The sequence below is a fragment of the Pseudofrankia asymbiotica genome, assembly GCF_001983105.1.
Taxonomy (GTDB): Bacteria; Actinomycetota; Actinomycetes; order Frankiales; family Frankiaceae; genus Pseudofrankia; species Pseudofrankia asymbiotica.
Genome location: NZ_MOMC01000059.1, coordinates 68602 through 89203 on the forward strand (window position 1 = coordinate 68602; position 20602 = coordinate 89203).

Annotated in this window: 6 protein-coding genes; 5 read left to right on the forward strand and 1 reads right to left on the reverse strand. The window is 71.8% G+C overall.

The features are described from left to right. Window positions 1-439 precede the first annotated feature (439 nt). The 5 genes from BL253_RS27860 to BL253_RS27880 all read left to right on the forward strand — a co-directional run bounded on the left by BL253_RS27860 (window position 440) and on the right by BL253_RS27880 (window position 19029). A complete protein-coding gene (locus tag BL253_RS27860) occupies window positions 440-3589 on the forward strand; it encodes a helicase-related protein (RefSeq protein WP_076820282.1) in 3150 nt (1049 codons plus the stop codon). Then, entirely contained in the window at window positions 3589-8529 is a 4941-nt protein-coding gene (locus tag BL253_RS44095; protein WP_081438758.1) for a restriction endonuclease subunit M, read from the forward strand. Before BL253_RS27860 ends, BL253_RS44095 begins: the two co-directional genes overlap by 1 nt. After that, a complete protein-coding gene (locus BL253_RS27870) occupies window positions 8526-15071 on the forward strand; it encodes a DEAD/DEAH box helicase (protein WP_076820269.1) in 6546 nt (2181 codons plus the stop codon). Before BL253_RS44095 ends, BL253_RS27870 begins: the two co-directional genes overlap by 4 nt. A gap of 6 nt (window positions 15072-15077) precedes the next feature. Next, complete coding sequence (locus tag BL253_RS27875) at window positions 15078-17480, forward strand: UvrD-helicase domain-containing protein (RefSeq protein ID WP_076820270.1); 2403 nt, start codon at window positions 15078-15080, stop codon at window positions 17478-17480. 508 nt (window positions 17481-17988) lie between these two features. After that, entirely contained in the window at window positions 17989-19029 is a 1041-nt protein-coding gene (locus BL253_RS27880) for a hypothetical protein (protein WP_076820271.1), read from the forward strand. A 7-nt stretch (window positions 19030-19036) separates the two neighbouring features. Here BL253_RS27880 and BL253_RS27885 read toward each other — a convergent pair whose 3' ends face one another. Then, a complete protein-coding gene (locus tag BL253_RS27885) occupies window positions 19037-19885 on the reverse strand; it encodes a hypothetical protein (protein WP_076820272.1) in 849 nt (282 codons plus the stop codon). Window positions 19886-20602 lie beyond the last annotated feature (717 nt).

Genomic DNA, 20602 nt, shown 5'->3' on the forward strand with positions numbered 1-20602 from the left:
CCGTGATGGCGCGCGAGGCCCCCAAGTGGGCGCGACGGAGTACCCGACAGTGTGATCATTGGTTGGGGACCCGCGACCTGGGCTCGAACCCGCTGGGCTCGCTGGGCGGTCGGCACATGCCGAGGCGAGTGTGCAGGGGCTGGTTGCGGCGAGGGCGTGGGCCTTCGATGCCAAGACGTCGGCAGTGGGCCGAGCCCGCGCCCGGCGGACGATCAGAAGGCCGTGGTGACAGTGCTGGGCGGGTTGCCCTGTCAGCCGAGTCGGAGCCACAGGGGCACCCGCTGGCGACTGGGCGCCGGGTGCTATGGCCGAAAGCTGTCTGATTGATATGTCGCAGGGGGGATTGTGAAGGTGGCGCAGCAGGTGTAAGTAATGTCATCTCGCTGGCGGTATGGGCGGCTTCGCCGCCGCGGGGGCGCGAGTCGGGGGGATGGCTGGCATGGTTGCGTTTGCGCCTGGGTCGGTAGTGATCGCTCGGGATGAGGAGTGGCTGGTCACGGCCGCGGAGCGGGCGGGCGGTGGCGACGGCGACTGGCGGCTGGATGTCGTCGGGCTGAGCGAGCTGGTGCGGGAGACCACGGCCACCTTCTTCACCGCGCTGGACCGCGACGTCACGCTGCTGGACCCGCGGAAGGCCCGGCTGCGGCCGGACCCGTCGCCGAGGCATCGACAGACGCGGCTGTGGCTGGAGGCGACGCTACGGCGGACGCCGATGCCGTTCGGGGAACCGTCATTGACGGTGTCGGACGGGATGCTGGTCAACAAGCTGCAGTACCAGCGGCGCGCGGTGGCGCATGCGCTCGCGCCGGAGAACCTGCGCCCGCGGGTGCTGATCGCGGACGCGGTCGGCCTCGGGAAGACGCTCGAGATCGGGATGCTGCTCGCCGAGCTGACGCGGCGGGGCCGGGCCGACCGGGTCCTGGTGGTCACCCCGCGCCATGTGCTGGAGCAGATGCAGCATGAGCTGTGGTGCCGGTTCGGGCTGCCGCTGGTGCGGCTGGACTCGGACGGGCTGCAGCGGGTGCGACAGAAGCTGCCCGCGAACCGGAACCCGTTCACGTTCTACCGGCGGATCATCGTCTCGATCGACACGCTCAAGTCGCCGCGGTACCGGTCGTTCCTGGAGAAGCACCGCTGGGACGTCGTCGTCATCGACGAGTCCCACAACCTGACGAACATCGGGACGCTGAACAACGAGCTGGCCAGGGTGCTGGCGCCGAACGCGGAGGCGCTGATCCTCGCGTCGGCGACGCCGCACAACGGCAAGAAGGAGTCGTTCGCCGAGCTGCTGCGGCTGCTGGACCCGACGGCGGTCGGCCCGGACGGCGAGTACGACGTCGCCGACGTGACCCGGCTGTTCGTCCGCCGGCACCGCAACTCCCCGGAGGTCGCGGCCGAGGTCGGCGCCGACTGGGCGCCGAGGCCGGAGCCCGTCATCATCCCGGTTCCGCCGTCGGCGGCCGAGGACGCGATCGCCACCGAGCTGTCCGAGACCTGGCTCTACCCGCGCGGCGGCGCGAAGGCCCCGATCTCGGGCAAGGGTTCGGCACTGTTCCCGTGGACGCTGGCGAAGGCGTTCCTCTCCTCCCCGGCGGCGCTGCTGGAGACGGCGGAGAGCCGGCTCAAGCGGATCAACGCGCTGACGGACCGCGACACCGAGCGGGAACGCCAGGCGCTCGAACGGCTGCGCGACCTCGCCCAGGACGCGCTGACCCCGGCGAGAACGAAGACGAACGGCAAGCTGACGGCACTGGCGACGTACCTGGCCAACGCCGGGGTGGGTCCGCGCTCGCCGAAGCGGGCGGTGCTGTTCGCCGAACGGGTCGCCACCCTCGGCTGGCTCGCCGACGAGCTCCCGGCCCGCCTCGGCCTGACCCGCGACCAGGTCGCCGTGATGCACGGCGCGCTGCCGGACGTCGAGCAGGAACGCATCGTCGACGACTTCAAGACGGCCGCGAGCCCGGTCCGGATCCTGGTCACCGGCGACGTCGCCAGCGAGGGCGTCAACCTGCACGCCCAGTGCCATCACCTGGTGCACGTCGACATCCCATGGTCGCTGATCCGGATCGAGCAACGTAACGGCCGGATCGACCGTTACGGCCAGCAGCACCCGCCCCAGATCGCCGCGCTCGCGCTCACCCCGTCCGACGAGCACTTCAGCGGCGACATCCGCGTGCTGCAGCGCCTCCTGGAGAAGGAGCACCTCGCGCACACCACGCTCGGCGACGCGGCCACCCTGATGCACCTGCACTCGGAGAAAGCCGAGGAGAACGCGATCCGCGTGGCGCTGGCCCGCCGCCGCGACCTCGACGAGGTCGTCCCTGACCCGGCGGCTGCCCTCGCTGCTCCCGCCGGCGGCCACACCGACGCGCGCGGCGATGCCACCAGTGACGACGGCGAGCTGATGTCGATGTTCGACGACGAGGACGACGACGAACCGGCCGCCGGCGGCGACCCGGCGTTCGACATCGACTTCGTCACCGCCGCCGCGAACGCCGCCCTGCCACCGCCGCCCACCCAGCGCCGCCGGGAGTCGCTGTACCCGAACGACGTCGCCTTCCTGGAGGAGGCGCTCGCCGAGGTCTACGAGCAGCCGGCCCGGCCGCCGAACGAGGACCGGGGTGCGCCCACGGGCAGCGGCGGCGTCGGCTGGACGGTCCACCAGGGCCGGGCGCTGGTCTCGCTCGCCCCGCCGCGGGACCTGCGGGTTCGCCTCGACGCACTGCCCGCGTCCTACGTCGCAGAGCGCGGCGTGCGCGAGCAGCTGCTGCTCGCCACCGCGCCCGAGGTCGCGCTCGACAGCCTGCGCTCCGCCCGGGAAGGCCTCGCCCCGAGCGTCCGCCGCCCGGCCAGGACAACGGCCGTGCCGAAGGGCGGCAAGGGCGGCGCGGCCGTGGCCCGCAAGGGCGACGGCGCGGTCAGCGTCCGGGAGGTGCTGCCGGCGCACGGCTCGACCTGGCCGGAGGCGCATTTCCTGTCCCCGCTGCACCCGGTGCTCGACTGGGCGGCGGACAAGGTGCTCGCCGCGATGGGCCGGGGTGAGGTGCCGCTGGTCCGGGGCCCGGTCGACGCGCCCAGGGTGCTGGTACTGGCGACGCTGATGAACCAGCGGGGCCAGGTCGTCACCCGGCAGATGGTGTCCGTCGAGTTCCCCACCGGCCGCGCGGACCTGCCGGTCGCGGATGTCGTCGACGGCCTGGAGCTGTTCACCGGCACCGGCCTGATGGACCCGAACCCGGTAAACCCAGGTGCGGCGGTCGTCACCGACGCGCTGACGGCGCTGGTCCCCGCCGCGATCGACGCGGCCGCGGCCGTCCTCACCCTCGCCGAGGAGACCCAGCACGCCGACCTGGCACGCCGGCTGGAGGCCTGGTCGTCGCGGCAGCTGCGCTGGCGCGACCAAGCGAGACAGCTGGAGATCAGCCTGACCGGTGCGGCCAGGGCGAAGGTCCGGCGGCTGGCGAAGCGCGTCAGCCTGGAGGAGGAGATCGCCCTGTCGCTGAAGGCGAGCCAGCGGCTGCTGCGCCCGCTCGCCGTCGTCATCCCCGCGAACGCAGGGCACGGGCCGGCGCAGGAAGGGCAGAGCTGATGCCGAGCTTTGACGCCGTCGTCGTCGGCGAGTCGTGGATCTCCGAGCACTACCTGACGTCGGACACCCGCAGCGGCACGTTCCTCGCCGAGGTGCTGGCGCTGCGCGACCGCTGGGACGAGACCGAGGGCGAGAACCACCCGACGGCCCGCTCGGCGCTGCGGGACGCGGCCACGGCGCTGGCCCGCCAGTTCGGCGGCCTGGGTGAGCAGCCGACGGTCGACGCGGTCCACGACCTGCACCGCCAGGTCCGCCGCGCGCTGCTGCTCGACCGGGACGTCACCGCCTGGGAGTCGGACCGCTCCGGCGACGAGGTCCGGCTGCCCGCCGCGGTCGTCCATCCAACGCCGACCGGGACGGCGCTGCTGATCCTGGAGGCGAAGCCGGTCCGCGCCGTCGAGGAGCTGCTCGACCCGGCCACCGGCGTGCTGCTCGACCCGGCGCTGGTCGACGGCAAGCCGCTGCCCGGGCTGGCGAAGACGGTCTCCACCGTGTTCCTCACCGACGACGCGCCGCCGCTGGTGCTCGTCCAGGCCGGCCGGTGGGTGCTGCTCGCCGAGCGGAGCCGCTGGCCGGAGGGCCGCTGGCTGGCCGTCGACCTCGGCGTCGTTGTCGACCGGCGCGACACGAAACGGGCCGGCGAGCTGGAGCACGCCGCCGCGATACTCGGCCCGGACCTGCTACTGCCCGCCGACGACGGCCAGACCCCGTGGCTCACTCTGTTGGAGAAGTCCGTCCAGCACACCGTCGGCGTCTCCGCCGACCTGCGCAGGGGCGTGCGGCTGTCAATCTCGATCATCGCGAACGACGTGGTGAACCGGCGGGCCGCGGCCGGGCTGCCGGTGCTCGACGTATCCGGGCTCGGCCAGGGCCTGGCCCGCCAGTCGCTGCGGTTCCTCTACCGGATCCTGTTCCTGCTGTATGCGGAGGCGTCGCCGCAGCTGGAGGTGCTGCCGGTCCAGGCGCCCGAGTACCAGGCCGGCTACGGCCTCGACCGGCTGCGCGACCTGATCCTCACCGACCTGTCCGGCGAGCGCGCCCGGCGCGGCACCCACCTCTACTCCTCGCTCGCCCTGCTGTTCCGCCTCGTCGAGGCGGGCTACGACCCGCGTGATGGTTCCGCGGAACCGGGCGGTGCGGGCTCCGACGGCGACGGCGCGGGTGCCGGTGACGGCGGCGCGCGCGTTCCACGGAACGCGAAGATCGACGGTTCCGCGGAACCGGGCGCGGGCGGCGCCGGCGACGCCGAGCCCGCGGATGCGGAGGACGACGCCGGCCAGGACGACCCGACGGTGCGTGGGGACCGGCTGGTGTTCCAGGCGCTGCGCTCCGACCTGTTCGCGCCGGCGGCGACCGCACTGATCRACGAGGTCGGGCTCGGCAACGAGGCGCTGCAGCAGGTGCTGCGCCACCTGCTGCTCACCCCGGAGAAGAAGGGCGCCGACCGCGGCTTCATCTCCTACGGCGAGCTGGGGATCAACCAGCTCGGCGCGGTCTACGAGGGCCTGATGTCCTGGTCCGGCATGATCGCCGACACCGACCTGTACGAGGTCGCGAAGGGCGGCGACCCGTCCGGCGGTACCTGGCTGCTGCCGGCCGAGCGGGTCCACGACGTCCCGGCCGACACGCTGGTCCTGGAGAAGGACCCGGAGACCGGCGAGCCCAAGCCGGTGCTGCACCGCAAGGGCTCGTTCGTCTTCCGGCTCGCCGGCCGGGAACGCCAGCAGTCGGCGTCTTTCTACACGCCGGAGTCGCTGACCCGGTCGGTCGTGCACCACGCGCTCGCCGAGCTGCTCGACCAGGACGGGACGACGACCCGCGCCGCCGACATCCTGACGATGACGATCTGCGAGCCGGCGCTCGGGTCCGGCGCGTTCGCCATCGAAGCGGTCCGCCAGCTCGCCGCCGAGTACCTGCGCCGCGCCCAGGACGAACGCGGCGAACGCATCCCCGCGGAGGACTACCCGGCCGAGCTGCAGCGGGTGAAAGCCTATCTGGCACTACATCAGGTCTACGGAGTAGACCTGAACGCGACCGCGGTCGAGCTCGCCGAGGTGTCGCTGTGGCTGGACACCATGCAGGCCGGACTCGCCGCGCCATGGTTCGGGCTGCATCTGCGCCGGGGCAACAGCCTTATCGGCGCCCGCCGTGCCGTCTACGACCCGAGCCTGCTGAAGAAGAAGGCGTGGCTGACGACCGTCCCGAAGGACGTCGGCCTGCACGACCCCGCCACGCCGGACTTCGTCCCGTCCGTCGGCGCCGGCATCCACCACTTCCTGCTGCCCGCCGCCGGCTGGGGCGCCGTCGTCGACACGGCCGAGGCCAAGACCTACGCCCCAGACAAGCGCGAGAAACTGCGGAAGTGGCGCTCCGGCGTGCTCGGCAGCCCGGACGCGAACGCCGCGAAGCGGCTCGCGAGGCTCGCGACCCGCGTCGAGGACCTGTGGGCGCTCGCCCGTCGGCGCATCGAGCTGGCCGAGGTCGGGATCCGGCGTGAGGCCGATGTGTGGGGCTTCGAGATGCCGACGGACGAGCCGGGCACCCGGTCCCGGCGGGACGCCGCCGACCAAGAAGAAGCCACCGGCGCGTCGGTCAGCCGCGAGCAGGTCGAGAAGGTGCTGCGGGACGAGGGCAGCGCCTATCGGCGGCTGCGCCGCGCCATGGACGCCTGGTGCGCGCTGTGGTCCTGGCCGCTGACCACCGACATCGCCCCACCCGACTGGGACGACTGGCTCGCTGGGATGGAAGCCCTGCTCGGTGTCGGGGCCGCCGCCATTCTTGACGGCAGAGGTACCAGAGCCGAAAAGGGTGGCCAGAGGGCCCTCACCGCCGAACACACCTGGAGCGCCCTCGACGACGCCGAGGAGCTCGACCTCGGCTTCGCTGGCGCCCTCCCCGTAGACCAGGCCCTCACCCGCCACCCCTGGCTGAAGATCGCCAACCAGATTGCTGAAGCCCAGGGCTTCTTCCACTGGGAACTCGAGTTCTCCCAAGTCTTCACCAAGGGCGGCTTCCACCTCCAGGTCGGAAACCCACCCTGGGTCCGCCCCGACTGGGACGACGTTGGCGCGATCGCTGAATACGATCCGTGGTGGGCGCTTGAGATCAAGGCGTCCGAAGCGGAGAAGGCGAAGCGCCGCCAAAATTCCTTCGCCATGAGTGGCGCCTTGGCGTGGTATCTGGACGAACGCGCGGGCCAGGCTGGCGTATCCGCGCACCTCGGAAGCGCCGTCGACCGCCCGTTGCTGCACGGCCTCCAGCCTGACCTCTATAGGTGCTTCATGGACCGTACGTGGCGTGCCTCTGCYGGCACCGGGGTCGTTTCGCTGATCCATCCCGAGTCCCACTTTACCGAGGTGCGGGCCGCAGAACTACGCCAGGAGGCCTACCAGCGCTTGCGCCGCCACTGGGGTTTCAAGAACAACATGTATCTCTTCCGTGAGATCAGCGACAAGCGTGGATTCGGAATACACGTCTATGGTTCGCCGCGCAGCATCTMGTTTCTGCACGCGGGTTGGATATATCAGCCCGAGGTCATCGCGCGCTCGCTCGTACATGATGGCTCCGGGCCTGAGCCTGGAGTCAGGGACGACAACGGCCACTGGGACACGCGCCCGCATCGAGCCCGCATCGCCAAAGTTGATCCAGCAATGCTGCGCGAGTGGTCAGCCCTCCTAGACGAGCCTGGGACTCCATACAACCGCGCCCGCATGTTGTTTCCGGTCACGCGTTCGGCCGCGGCCGTCCTGGGTAAACTTGCAGAGGCTCCCCGGTTTGGCGAACTGGAGATCTCATGGACGCGAGGCTGGGAGGAACCTGGCGACCTGCGGCTCGGATGGTACGAGCGACGGTCAGCGGTGCCATTGACCTGGGCGGACGCGATTCTCCAAGGACCACACCTGACTTTCGCGGCGCCGGTCTTCCAACAGGTGAACCCAACAGCCAGAAACCAGGCAGATTACGAAGTAATCGATCTCGAAGAAATCGCAGAAGACTTCGTCCCGCGCACCGGCTACCAGCGGGCGAAGCCGCTCGAGGAGTACAGGTCAGCCTACCCGCACTGGAACGGTCACCCAAGCTGCGACGACTTCCGGATCGCATGGAGGCGTATGGCCGACCCGGCGACCGTCCGCAGTTTCCATGCCGCGCTTGTGCCGCCTGGACCGACCTTTGTCGCGACAGTTCTGAGCCTCACGGTCTGCGATCCTGCGGACCTCGTTGTCGCGGCAGGGACGTGGGCGTCGCTCATCGCGGATTTTCTGGTGAAGGCGAGCAACTCGACCGAGTTGAAGCACTCGTTCGTCCGACGGCTACCCCACGTACGCGGTCACCCACTCGAGCCGGAACTACTCCTGCGGACCCTCCGACTAAATTGTCTGGTCCGGCCGCATGCCCAGCTGTGGGAGGATCTTTACTCGGAGGAGTGGAAGGCCGGGAGGTGGGTGYCGGGTGCTGGGGTGGAGTATCGAGATCGGTTGGAGATCGGGAAGGTCACTCCGCACTGGACCCTTGCCATAGCATTGCGCCGAGCGGCCGACCGATGGCAGGCCTCGGTTGAGATCGACGCAATCGTCGCCATCATGGTGGGGCTGACCGCCGACGAGTTGGTCAGCGTGTACCGCACGCAGTTCCCGGCTCTGCGTGACGCCGAACGCCGCGCACGCTTTGACGGCTTCGGGCGCCAGTTGCCCAGCAACGTGGCCAGAGAACTCGACAAGCAGGTCTCGCTCGGGCGGAAGGTGCACACCCTCCAGGGGCTGGACCGGACGTACGTGGGGCCGTTCTCCACGGTGGATCGGGAGCGGTATCTGCGGGTGGCGCATGAGCACTTCTCGCGGATCGCGGCCAAGCGCCAAGCCGCAGCCTCGGCCGCAGGTGTGGCTCCCGGCGCCGCAGGCTCGGCCGAGGAGACAGACCCGGCGGGGCGGGTTTCGGCGTGAGTGGGCCGTTGTTGCCGTCGTTGCAGGCGGCGGATCTGCGGCGGGCACTTACCGACTACCTGTCGACGACGTTCGCGCTAACCGATGACGACGTGCGGGCCGCGCTGACGGACTTCCTCACCGACCCGAACCTCGGCATCTTCCGCGGCCCGTACGCCCGGCTGCGCTTACCGTTCCGCCCGGCAGACGGCGCGTGGACAGTCGCGCTTGACTGGTGGCCGGAGGACTTCGCCCCCTACGTTCACCAGGCCACCGCCTGGGAGCGACTCTCGTCGAAGCACGACCGCCCGCGTCCGACGCTGGTGACGACCGGCACCGGCTCCGGTAAGACCGAGTCGTTCCTGTACCCGGTCCTCGACCACGCGTTGCGCGAACGCCAGGCGGGCCGGCGTGGCCTGAAGGCGCTGCTGCTGTACCCGATGAACGCGCTGGCCAACGACCAGGCGGGCCGCATCGCGAAGCTGCTGACCTCCGACCCACGCCTGTCAGGCCTGACCGCCGGCCTCTACACCGGCGAGGACAAGGCCCAGCGCACCAAGGTCTCCGCGACCGGCCTGATCACGTCGCGGGAAGTATTGCGCTCGGACCCGCCGGACCTCCTGCTGACGAACTACAAGATGCTCGACCAGCTGCTCCTGCGCGCCGACGACCGCGGCCTGTGGGCGGGCGCCGAGCAGTCGCTGACCTACCTGGTCCTCGACGAGTTTCACACCTACGACGGCGCGCAGGGCACCGACGTGGCGATGCTGCTGCGCCGGCTCGGCTCGATGCTGGGCGTGGCCCGCGACGGCGCCCCGCTGGGTGACGTCGTCCCGGTCGCGACGTCGGCGACCCTCGGCGGCGGCACCGCCGAGTCGTTCGCCGAGATGCGCGAGTTCGCCCGCACGGTGTTCGGCTGCCCGTTCGACGAGGACGCGGTCGTCGTCGAAGAGCGGATGACGCCCGACGAGTGGCGTGTGGCCACGGCCGCGCCGGTGTCGGGCTACGTCGCCCGGCCGGTCACGAGCGCGGCGCTGCTGGCGGGAGCGGTCCGCGCGGCGGAGGGTGGCGGCCCGGACGAGGTGGCGCACGCGCTGCTGGGGGCGTTGTTCGCCCGGGAGAGCGACGGCGCGGGCCTGTCGGCGGCGGACATCCGCCGGCTGCGTGGCCGTGGCCGGCTGGCGGCGCTGCTCGCGGCCCATCCACTGACCGAGCGGTTGCTGCCAGCGGCGCTGAGCCCGTCCCCGCTGCGGACGCTGGCCGAGGTAGTGCTGCCGGACGACGCGAGCCCGGGCCGTGCCGACGGGGTGCTGGTCGTCGAGGCGTTCCTCGGCCTGCTCTCGGCCGCGCGGGCGGATGCCGACCCGGAGACGGGCCGGCGGCTGCTAGGCGTGGACACGCAGCTGTGGGTACGGGAGGTGACCCGGGTCGACCGGCGGGTGTCGGCGGCGCCGGCGTTCCGCTGGTCGGACGACGGCGCGCACACCGACACCGACCTGCACCTGCCGGCGCTGTACTGCCGGCACTGCGGCCGGTCCGGCTGGGGCGCGGTCCGCACCGTGATGGGTCGCGCCGTCGAGGCGGCGGACACCTCGGTGCGTCGGGCCTCTCGGGAGCGTGACCAGCGGTTCCGCGCTTTGCTACACGCGCCCGGAGAGGCCGCCATGCTCGCCGGCGCCGTGACCGGCAACGGCCGGGCGAGTGGCGTCACAGGCGCGGGCGGGGCGTCCGCGGGCGGCGACGGCGCGGCCGTCGAAGGGCTGCTGTGGCTGGACCTGACGAGCCTGGCGCTCGTCGCCCAGCCGGCGGCGGCCGACGGTGGCGGGGCGGATGAGACGACCCAGATCCCGGTGCTCGTCGACTGGGACGACGACGCGGCGGCCCGCGACCAGACCTGCCCGTCGTGCCGGCAGCCGGACGGGATCCGGTTCCTCGGCTCCGGGGTGTCGACGCTGACGTCGGTGACGCTGTCRGCGCTGTTCGGCTCGGCGCACCTGGACGGCGCGGAGAAGAAGAGCCTGCTGTTCACCGACAGCGTGCAGGACGCGGCCTACATGGCCGGGTTCGTGCAGGCCCGCTCGCACGCCCTGTCGCTGCGCGCCGCGCTGTCCGCCGCGGTCGACGCGGCCGGCCCGCTCGCGCTTGCGGACCTGCCTCGGGAGGCGATGGCCCGGGCCGGCGACGACCCGGTGCGCCGCTACCGGCTGGTGCCGCCGGCAGTCGCGGACTGGGCCGCGTTCCAGCGGTACTGGGACCCGTCGGGCTCCGGCCCGGAGCGGACGAGCGCGCGGCGGACGGTGGAGCGGCGCCTCGCGTTCGACGCGGCGCTGGAGTTCGGCCTGAACGCCCGCACCGGCCGCACCCTGGAGCTGACCGGGGCCGTCGTCGCCGAGGTCGACACTGACTCGCCGTTGGCGCTGCGCCGCGTCGGGCGCCGGGCACTGACGAAGGCCCGCGAGCAGCACTCGTTGTCCCAGGACGTCGACGAGGCGCTCGGCGCCGGGCTCGACGACGCGCGCCTGGCCGGCTGGGTGCGTGGCGTGCTGGAACGAGTCCGTACCCGCGGCGGGATCGCGCACCACTGGTTGGACCGCTACATCGACGACGACGGCAACCGCTGGTTCATCTCCGGCGGGCGGGGCGACGCCCGCAACGAGGGCCTGCCGGCCTTCCCACCGGGCCGGCCCGCGCCGGCGTTCCCGACGACGGGCACCCGCGCCGACAACCTGGACGTCGTCACCGGCACCCGGTCCTGGTATGCCCGCTGGTCAGGGCGGCAGCTGCGGCTGACGAGCCGGGACGGCGGGCTGGTCACCCGGGCGCTGCTGGAGGAGGCCGCCGCCGTCGGCTGGCTGCGCACCCGGCGGACCAAGGCGGGCGCGACGGTGTTCGCGCTCGACCCCGAACGGGTCATGCTGGCCGCCACCGACGCGAACGGGCTGGCCGACGGGTCGCTGGCGCTGCGCTGCGATGTCTGCCAGACGCTGACCCCCGGGCGGCGCCAGACCGTGGAGGACCTGGCCGGGGCTGTGTGCCTGCGGCAGTTCTGCCCGGGCACGCTGCGCAGGGCGCCGCGCGGTGACGACTACTACCGGGCGCTGTACCGCAGTGGGGACATGCGCCGGGTCGTCGCCCACGAGCACACCTCCCTGCTGCCCGACAAGATGCGCCTGGAGGTGGAGACCGCGTTCCGGGACGGGACCGGCCCTGCGGTGCCGAACGTGCTGACCGCGACGCCGACGCTGGAGCTCGGCATCGACATCGGCGACCTGTCGACGGTGCTGCTCGGGTCGCTGCCGCGGTCGGTCGCGTCCTACCTGCAGCGGGTCGGCCGGGCCGGGCGGCTCACCGGCAACGCGCTGGTCCTTGCCTATGTGCCGGGCCGGTCGCGGAACGCGCCGCTGCTCGCCGATCCGCTCGCGCTGCTCGACGGCGAGGTCCGCCCGCCGGCGACCTACCTGGACGCGATCGAGATCCTGCAGCGCCAGTACGTCGCCTGGCTCGTCGACCGGAGGGCCCGGGCCGGGGTGCCGAGCCCGCGCAACGCCGCTGGCGTGTTCCCGGACCTCGGCACCGGGCCGGGCACGTGGCTCGGCGACCTGCTCGGCGACGCGGCCGCCCACGCCGACGTCTACACCGCCGAGTTCCTGGCCCTGTTCGGCGACACCGTCCGTCCCGACACCGCCGAGCATCTGCGCCGCTGGGCCGGCGCGGACGCGAGCCCGGGCGGCGCGGGCGAGTCGGGCCTGGGCCAGCTGCTGCGCCGCGCCGTTATCGACTACCGCCGGGAGGTCGACGACCTCGGCCACCGGCACAGCACCCTGACCGACCAGATCCCCGGCCTCGCCGCCGCCGCCGACCAGCCGACCGCCACCGACGACGACCGGCTCGCCGCCCGGATGGCCAAGGCCGAGGCTAGGTTCCTCGCGCGGCGTCGCGCTGAGCTGGCCACCCAGTTCTGGGTCGCCGCGCTGGAGGAACGCGGCGTGCTGCCGAACTACACGCTGCTCGATGACACCGTCACGCTCGACGTCACGCTGCGCTGGGTCGACCACGAGACCGCCGAGTACCGCGAGGAGGCCCGCGCCTACCAGCGCGGCAGCGCGATCGCCCTCACCGAATGGGCACCGGGCTCCACCTTCTACGCCCAGGGGCTGGCGGTGCGCATCGACGCCGTCGACGTCGGCCGCGACCTGGACGCGCTGCTGCAGACCTGGCGACTGTGCGCCGCCTGCGGCTGGTCGGCCGTCTCCCGCCGCTCCGAAGGCCCGGAGCCGCCGCCGCCCGCGTCGTGTCCGCGCTGCGGCGACACCGCCGTCGCCGACACCGGTCAGGCGCTGGCCGTGCTGCCGCTGGAACGGGTCTCCGCGCAGGTCTCCCGCGACGCGGCGGCGATCTCCGACGCCCGCGACGAGCGCGACCGGATGACGTTCGCCGTCGTCGGAGCCGCTGACATCGACGCCGACCAGATCTCCGGCGCCTGGCAGCTGCGGGACTACCCGTTCGGCGCCGAGTACGTCCGTCAGCTTGACGTCCGCTGGGTCAACGTCGGCCGCGCCGTCGAGCAGGGCGCACCCCGCCTGCTCGCCGGCACTGAGGTCCGCGCGCCGCTGTTCACCGTCTGCCCTGGCTGCGGGGTCGTCCCCGCCGCCCAGCCCGGCGTGCGCGACCCGCAGGGCGCCCGGCACCGGGCCTGGTGCCAGCACCGGACCGCGATCGTCGTCCCGTGGGCAGAGCTGGCGCTGGGCCGCACGCTGCGGACCCAGGCCGTGCGGATGCTGCTTCCGCCGCACTTCACCCTCGACCACTTCGCCGTCCCGTCGTTCAGCGCCGCCCTGCTCCTCGGCCTGCGCGAAGTGCTCGGTGGCACCCCCGACCACTTGGCCCTCATCGAGACGCACCTGCCGGTCGACGGTCAGGACCGCACCGCGCTGCTGCTACACGACCGGGTACCCGGCGGCACGGGCTACCTGGCCGACCTGGCCCGGCCCGGCCGGGTCCGGGACGTCCTCACCGCCGCRCTGAACGTCGTCGCATCCTGCTCGTGCCAGGACGAGGGTGTGCTGGCCTGCCCTCAATGCCTGCTCCCGTTCACCGCCCTGGTCGCCCGCACCTCCCGGGCCCGCGCCGAGCAGATGCTCACCGACCTGCTCGGCCTCGCGCCCAGCGGCGCTGGCGCTGGCGTCGGAGCGGAGCCGTCGGTCGGGCGGGGCTGGAACCCCGAAGATCTGCGGTCGATCGCGGACATCCCGATGCCGTCGCTCGACAGCGCCCTCGAGCTACGGTTCCGCCGGACGTTCACCGAAGCGCTGAAGGCCCGCGGCGCGTCCGTCCAGGAGATCCCGCACCTCGTCGGCACCGAGGTGCGCTTCGGCGTGCCAGGGCAGGTGCACCGCCGCTGGACGCTGCGCCCGCAGGTCCTCGTCCACGGCTGCCGGCCCGACTTCGAGCTGCTCTGCGAGGACCCGGCAATCCCGCGCGTCTACGTCTTCACGGACGGCCGTTTCTGGCACGCCACCCCGGCGCACAACCGGATCGCGGACGACGCCGCGAAACGGGCCGTGCTGCGCGAGGCCGGCAATGTCGTCTGGGCGGTCACCGACGACGACGTCGCCACCTTCGAGGCGATCGCCCGCGGCGAGCAGGCGACCCCCGCCGGCGCTGGCTGGTACACCGGCAAGGTCCGTGACCGGCTCGTTAAGCTGCGCCAGCAGTCCATCCCCGCCGGCTCCGTCTCCGACGGGCTCGCCACCGCCGACGCCGTTACCCAGCTCATCCACTGGGTCATGGACCCCCGGCCCGAAGCCTGGCGCAAGCTCGCCGACGGCCTCCCGTTCGCCCTCGTCGACGGCAAGCCCAAGCCCATCGGCACGCGCTCCGCCCTTGACCGCCTCGCTGCCGAGGCACTGGGCGCCACCTCGCCCGCCGCGACCACCGAACCGGCCGGCATCGGGGACCAGCTCCGCAGCTGGTGCTGGCGCCACGGGCCGCTCGCGGTCGCCACCGCCGCCCGGGCGGCGAAGCCCCTGGACCCAGGGGCGGTCCTCGTTGTCGACGATCGCGACGACACGCTCGCCACCGTCGACGGGACCGCCGCCTGGCGACACTGGCTGGCGCTGTCCAACGTCCTCGGCCACGCGAGCCCTCGGATCGCCCGGCCGGTCGCCCTGTCCCAGGCCCTGGGACAAACCCTGGCGGCGACCACCGCGGACGAGACAGGCATCCAGCCAGTCACGGCGCCTGGCGACGTCCGCGACACGGCTGCCGCCGTCTCGACGCTCCCAGCACCGTGGCAGGCGCTCGTCAAGGCGGCCGCGGACGACACGGAACGCGCCCTGCTCGCCGGCCTGGCCGCCGCGGGCGTGCCGCTGCCCGAGCAGGGCTACGAGACTGACGACGGCTACCCCATCGACCTGGCCTGGGCGGCCGCGCACATCGCGGTCCTGGTCACTCCGGACGAGGCCGACATGGCGACGCTCGCGGGCGGCGGATGGCGGGTCGTCGGGCCCGACCTGGACCGACTGGTAGAGCTGCTGACGGCAGCGGACACGGACGGAGTCTGAGGCTCGATGAGCAACATCACGATGTCTCGACAGTTCCGTAAGCGACTCGACATCGACGGGTCGCTCAAGCAACGGGCCTGGGACTTCCTCACCAAGCTGATGACCGACCCGACGAGCCCGGGGCTGCACATCGAGCCGATCAAGGGCTCGCGCGACCCGCGGGTCCGTACCGGCCGGGTCAACGACAACTTCCGCGCCGTCATGTTCCTGGTCGCCCAGCAGCCCGAGCCGCACTTCGTGCTCGCTGCCGTCGCCAAGCACGACGAGGCCAACGCGCTCGCCGAACGGCTCGTTCTCACCACCAATCCGGTGACGGGCGTGCTGGAGGTGCTGGAGGACACCCCGGCGCATTGGGTTCCGCCAGCCCCGGCCGTCTCAGCGGCATACCCCGGTGAGGCCGGGGCCGCCGCGACCTCGGCCAGCGAGTCCGGCTCGGTCACGGCCGCGGAGGTGGCGCCGGAGGTCAGCCCGCCGCTGGCCCGGTTCACCAGCGCGGATCTCGAAGCGATCGGCCTATCGACGAGCCTGACGGCCCGGGCGCTCTCCTGCGTCGACGAGGACGCGCTCATCGCGGTCGCCGGTGACGAGCGGCTGCCGTCCTGGCAAGGTGACGCGCTGCTCGCCCTGGCGACCGGTGCCTCAGTCGCCGACGTGCTCGCCCAGCTGCGGCCGGCGCAGAAGGCGCCGACCGCGGCCGACGCGGCCGCAGCCTCGTCGGCGGGCGCCGAGTCGACCACGATGGATACCAAGCCGGAGTTGGTGCCCGAGCAGGGCCTGACGCCGGCGAGCGACGCCGAGGTCGAGGCGGCGCTCGCTCAGCCCGGCACGCTTATGGACTTCGTCCGGATCGAGACCGACAACGAGCTGCGCCGCGTTCTTGATGGCACATTCGCCGACTGGCGGGTGTTCCTTCACCCCGAGCAGCGCCACTACGTCCACCTCGACACCAACGGCGCCTACCGGCTGACCGGCGGCGCGGGCACCGGGAAGACCGTCGTCGCGCTCCATCGCGCCCGACACCTGACGTTCCACAAGAACGACGCGCGGATCGTGCTCACCACCTTCACCCGCAACCTCGCCGACAACCTCGCCCGCGACCTGCGGATGCTCGACCCGTCGATCCCGCAGGTCCGGCTCGGGCAGCCGGGCATCACCGTCCGGGGAATCGACCAGCTAGCGCTGGAGATCGTCGGCTCCACCCCGGCGGAGATCCGCGCGAAGGCCGGCGGCGACCTCCTCGCCGCTGGCACGGTGCCCGGGCCCTTGGCCGACCGCGAGGAGCGCGCCGCCTGGGCCGACGCCGCCCGGGCGACGGGCCTGACCGGAGACGTGGCCAGGCCCAGCTTCCTCATCAGTGAATACCGGATGGTCATCCTCGCCCGCGACCTGACCACCCGCGCCGACTACCTGCGCGCCCCCCGCCCCGGCCGCGGCACCCGGCTCTCCCGAGCCCAACGGATGTCGATCTGGGACGCCGTCGAGAAGTACCGCCGCCAGCTCGCGCTCGACCAGAAGGCCAGCTTCGCCGAGATCGCCGTCCTGGCCGCCCGCTGCGCCGACGCCACGGAGGCCGCCGACGGGCGCCGCCCGGCCGACTACGTCGTCGTCGACGAGGCCCAGGACCTGCACCCCGGCCACTGGCGGCTGCTGCGGGCGCTCGCCGCCGAGGGCCCGAACGACCTGTTCATCGCCGAGGACTCCCACCAGCGCATCTACGGCGAGAAGGTCGTCCTCTCCCGCTATGGCATCCACATCCGCGGCCGAAGCCGCCGGCTCACCCTCAACTACCGCACGACCGCCCAGAACCTGCGCTTCGCCGTCGGCATTCTCGCCGACACCCCCGTCACCGACCTCGACGACGAGACCGACAGCGTCGCCGGCTACCGCTCCGCGATGAACGGCCCTGCCCCGGCTCTGCACCCCTGCTCCGGCCTGACCGAGGAACTCGACGCCGCCGCCGACACCCTGCGTGCCTGGCTGATCCCCCCGACCAAGAACGCCGACGACAGCGCGCGCGCCGCGAAGAGGGACGGCAAGGCGCTGGCTGTCGAGCCGGGAAGTCTCGGCATTCTCACCCGCAGCGCCGCCCAGCGCGACACTGTTGCGCAAGGCCTGCGGGACCGTGGGATCCCCGTCCAAGTCGTCGCCACCCAGGACCCCGGCCGCGCCGACGCTCCACGGCTGATGACCATGCATCGCGCCAAGGGCTTGGAGTTCAGCCGCGTCATCCTGTTCGGCGTCGACCGAAACGCCGTCCCCTCGGCCCAAGCCCTCGCCGACGAAACCCCCGACGAACGCGCCGACCGCGAGACCCGCGAACGCTTCCTCCTCTATGTGGCAGCTTCTCGAGCCCGAGACGCCCTCGTAGTGCTCTGGACGGGCGCTCCATCACCGTTCCTGCCGCAGTAGCCGTCGGCACAGGCCGTGGCCGCGTGGTGAGGTAGCTGGCGGGCACGGACTCCACTTGGGGCATCGTCGATCTGTGGTCGGTCACCGCTGGAAGCGGAACAGATTGTTGGCGACACAGTCTCCGGCTGCCGCCCTCCCGAACGGCCGCGTGACATACAGACATGTGGCCAGGCTTAGCGATAGGCAGCGTGAAATTCTCAAATGGATCGGGGACGGGACGCCTGAGCGTGCATGGCCTGATTTCAGCCACCGTGTGACCGCCAAGGCGTTGGCGTCCCGCGGTTTGGTCCAGGTCCGTGGCCATGGAGCGGCATGGAGCGCGACGATCACCGAGGCCGGAAGGTTGTTGCTTGCCGGTGGTACGTCGGCCGGGACAGCCGGGACGCCGGAGGTCAGGACGACGCCGGAGGTCAGGACATCGCCGTCCCGTCCAACTGCGGACAGGACGACGGCCGCGCCCGTTCCGGCACCGTCGACAGACGATCCGGAAACCTCAGGGACGACCGTGATGGACCGGGTGCTCAAGGCCGGCGGAGTGCTGCGGATCGAGAACCCGCACGCGACGGTCCGCGCGGCCTACCGGCGCGCGCTCGCGTCGATTCCTCCAGACGAGGTGCCCGACAGAAAACGGCTCACCTACCGGGGCCGCGACCGAGGCGACCTGGTGATCGAGCTGATCGACAAGCCGGATCCCGGCCCGCCACCCCCTGCGCCTATCCCGGTCCCGGACACCATCGACCCCGGTCTCCCGCTGTTGGCGCACCTGGCCGCGCACCCGCAGCTCCTGGACGTCTCCGAAAAGACGCGGGACCGGGCGCTGCGCCTAGTGCAGGCGCTCGTCGGCGAATGCGCCCGCCGCGGCCACGAGACCCGGCCGCGAGACGACGGGCCGAGTTTCGAGCTGGTCATCCGCGGCGAGACGATCGAGGTCACGGTCAACGAGAAGAAGGACAAAATCACCCGGATAGCTGACGAGGACCTCGCCCGGTTAAAGTACGACTGGCAACGTGCCAGCCCCACCACAGTGCTCGACTGGTCAGGCCGCCTCGTCATGACGCTGCCCAGTGAGCGGCGCTGGGCCGACCGGAAACGCTGGACCCTCGACAGCCAGCTGTCGTCACTGCTCATGACCGCCGAGTCGATCGCCGATGGGCGTATCGCGGCCCGCGCCCACGCCGAACGGGCAAGGATCGAACGCCGCGAACGGTGGGAACAGGCCGTCCAGGAGGCACGCGAGGCGTACGTCGTGGAGCTCAACCGCGGTCGGCTCGCCGACCAGCTCCAGGCCCAGGCACACGCTCGGGACCTACGCGCTTACGCCGACGCCATCACCGCCCGGGCTACGACCTTGCACATCGAAGCCGAGTGTAGGGCCGCGCTCGGCTGGGCCGGATGGATCCGACAGGAAGCCGACCGCCTCGATCCCCTCCTCGTGGCCGGACAGCTGAGCTACCTGACGCCGGACGAGGTACCCCCAGCGAAGCTGGACCCGTTCATGCCCAAGGGCATGTCCGCCTACTCCCCACTCGACAGCCCCCACCGCTGGTGATCTCCTCCTACCGGTTCGATGGGTCGGCGCGGAGCATCTCGACCGTCTGGCCGAGTTCGCGGGCGAGCCGGTCGGCCACCGACTTCCGCCCGGCCGCGCGCAGCGTCTCGATCGCGCGCTCGGCGACGTCGCCGGCCCTCTTGATCTCCTTACGCAGCTCCTCAAGCTCGTCCCACCGCGCACTCGCCGTAGCACCACACCAGACCCGCAGGAGCTCACGTTTCGGCCGGCGATAACTCTCGCTGTCGCTCTCGCGAACCCACTCCGGCTCGAACCAGACCGGCCGGCTACCGGAGCTGTAGTAGCCGTGGATGGCCCCATGCTGGTACTCGCGTTCTTCTTTGTCGACCAAGGCCAGAATGCTGCGCGGATCTCGGCGCGCGAGCGCCTGCGCGGTCCGCAGCGCGACCGGCCAGGAGACGACCAATTTGCCGCCATCCTCGAACCCGACCGGGTCACCGGTGAAGTCCTCGATCGTAAGGCCCGACTTCGCAGCCAACGCGGGCAGGTCGCTGATCTCCAGGTAGAAATACTTCCAGTGAAGCGACGCGATCTCCTCACCGATCAGGGTCGTTTCGAACACGTCGTTGGCGGCCCATGTCTCGGCCACGTCGTCGTCGGGCGAGAGCGCGTAGAGCGCGTCCCAGGTCGCCTCACGGGCCTCGAACGTCTCCACCGCATCCCAGAGAACCTTCAACCGGGTGGGCGGTACCCAGTCCTCTTTACCCTCCATGGCAGGGTCCTCGAACCGGACCAGGACCCGTGCGGGCCTGTTGGCGCCGTGGCGGACCACCCGCACCGGGACAAGCCGGTCGACACGGCGGGCCCGGTAACCCCACACCTCACCAGGTTCCATGACCCGATCATCCCGAAGGCCTCGAACACGCCGCGCATAGGCGCTCCGCAGCGCGAGTCCCGGCCRACAGGCTGCATCTCACGCCGCAGCGACTTGCCTTCACCCGCGAGATCAACCACGCAGACCTCGATGCAGCCGTCGCGGAGACACGTCGCCGCCTCGTATCCCTTCCCGCATTCACGCTGACCGTCGGCCACTGGCAGGGTCGCCAAGTGCCGTTCGTTTCAACGTCCAGCCCCGGGAGCCAGTCGTCACCGGACGCGCGGCCATCCTCGACGTCATGGGCGCCACGCTCGGCCCCTCCTGGGTCGCCRCAGGAACGACCAGCGATCCCGGAGACTGCTGTGGTGAGCCGTCTGYGCGATGAGGACGCGCTGACAGCATCGGCGGTGGTACGCAACCAAGGTTCCGGCACGCTCGCGGTTTGACTGGTAGGCCGGTTCGGTCGGATTGGTGGAGGCCGGGTGGGTAGCGGCTGGTTCGTGGGGGTGGACACGGCCTGGCCACGTGTCGTTCGTAAAAGGGCAGGCACGCCGCTTGTAGATCACGGAGATGTCTGATGTCTGCGTGGTCTGGAGTGCGGCGTGCCTGTGGGCGTATTGTCGCGCGCCGCGGCCGGGGTGGTGGGAGCCGGCGGTGTGTCGCGTGGGGTGATCTGGGATCGGCTGGCGGCGATACCTGATCATCGTTGCCGGCGTGGGCGGGTCTACCCGTTGC